Genomic DNA, 1,952 nt, shown 5'->3' with positions numbered 1-1,952 from the left:
CCGGAACGGGAAGAAATGAAGTTCGGAGACATAAAAAAAGTAGTGGGTTCGGCAAAACCACACTACGAGAAAAGTTATCATGTCGAAAATGACAATTTTGAAAACACAATTTCGTTTCTCCAGTATAACACAAAACGTGATTTTTGAAGCAAAACGGTTCCTCTTTATGGAGCCTTTTTTTTTATTTCCCGAAGGGTTATTTGTCAGAATGACAAACCGATTTCGAGCCGGCGAGAACCCATTGTCACACCACGATTTAGGGGGTGTGTATAAATGGGCACTCTCTGTGAAATTTGAAGCTTTGAAATTCCGAATGGCGCACTTATACACTCTGTCGAGTGAGTGCTAAAATGCTGAAGCATTTCCGTCAAGCGTGTGGAGGAATCTTGTAGAGAGATATAGCATAGATACCCGTATCTCTAGAGATATTTTGGTATATCCCTGCTATATCTATGGGGTATCTATGCTATATCTTTGGCTTCAAAAACGGCACCTGTTCTAAGAGCATAGAAACTCAACAGGCACAGCCTGTTTGACACCCTTTTTTTTAGGGTGGCACCGAGTTTCCTTATGCTCTTTTTCTCTGAAGCTAAACCTGTTTTATATGTCGTAGTCTTTTTATTGGGAGTGACCCCTTGCTGTACAATTTCCGGAGGTGCCGATAAGGGACGAATTTTCCCTTGTCGGTTGCCTTTGGGGATTGTAAGGGGTGGAGGCTCGGAATCAAAAGGAAACGAAATATCATTCCGAGTGTGCTTCTTTTTTCTGTTCTTGAATTCTATTATTTCCAATGTTAGAATTATGTTAACAACTTGTTAGGAGTGTGTTTGGATGGAAGAGAAAAAACAAATTGGACCTCGAATTACTGTTGAAACATTTAAAAAGCTAGAGTTATTAGCCGAACATTTTACAAAACACAATGAATTTGGAAGAGTTTCAAAAGATGCTGTAATTGAGTTTGCTATTAAGGAATTGTATAGGGACTATTTGGGAAAAGGACGCTAATTTTTGTTGAAAAACTGACTTCGGATTTGGGGTTCTTTATTATTAACTTGATTTTAATTAAACATTACAGGAAAAATTGAGGGGAAATGGATGGATAAACGCAATGGTGACGCGGTTTTCATAGCTCCAAATGATGTTGTAAAAGTGACCACTATGAATCACGTCATTGAAGTTCAGCATATGGAGAAGATGAACCGGAAAAATAATATCAAAAAATTGGACAAGGATAGGTTTGTAGACCTCTCTACTGGGGAGATCCGGGAGTTCGAGCATTCGGAAAATCGGCAGGAAAATTATAATTCTTTGAGACAAACCTTTAAGAAGCTGCGTTATTTGATAAATAACAATTTTATAGGACGGCCAAATGAATTACATATAACTTTGACATACAAGAAAAATATGACGGACACGAAAAAACTTTATAGTGATTTTCAAAATTTTATCGACAGGTTGCGTTATAAATACAAGAAAGAAAGTTCGATAGATTATTTATCGGTGGTAGAGCCACAAGGACGTGGAGCCTGGCATTGTCATGTTTTAATGCGCTTTAATGATTTGGATAAGATTTATATTAAAAATGCTGAATTAAGGAGTCTATGGGGTTTAGGATTTGTAACAATCAAGTCATTAAAGGATATAGACAACATAGGAGCCTATTTGAGCGCTTATTTGACTGATATAGACCTAGAAGATGTCCAAGACAGGGAAACAGCCTTAAAAGTGGCTTCAGAGGGCTGTGAGGTGCAAACAAAGATCGTAGAAGGTCGGGAAAAGAAATTTTTAAAAGGCGGACGGCTGCACATGTATCCTTCCGGAATGAATATGTATCGAAAATCAAAAGGGATTGTTAATCCGGAACGGGAAGAAATGAAGTTCGGAGACATAAAAAAAGTAGTGGGTTCGGCAAAACCACACTACGAGAAAAGTTATCATGTCGAAAATGACAA

At 38.0% G+C, this 1,952-nt stretch carries 2 protein-coding genes; both read left to right on the top strand.

What is annotated here, in order from left to right:
- The first annotated feature begins 831 nt into the window (after positions 1 to 831).
- Positions 832 to 1,005: a hypothetical protein gene (locus tag ACFWY9_RS44890; RefSeq protein WP_375839303.1), complete on the top strand. Its 174-nt coding sequence runs from the start codon at positions 832 to 834 to the stop codon at positions 1,003 to 1,005.
- A 90-nt stretch (positions 1,006 to 1,095) separates the two neighbouring features.
- Positions 1,096 to 1,952 (top strand): hypothetical protein (locus ACFWY9_RS44885; protein ID WP_378341772.1); only part of this gene is annotated, 857 nt, incomplete at its 3' end.

Source organism: Amycolatopsis sp. NPDC059027 (genome assembly GCF_042739735.1).
In the GTDB taxonomy this organism is placed as follows: domain Bacteria; phylum Actinomycetota; class Actinomycetes; order Mycobacteriales; family Pseudonocardiaceae; genus Amycolatopsis.
This window is presented reverse-complemented; position numbering and strand designations above follow the sequence as displayed.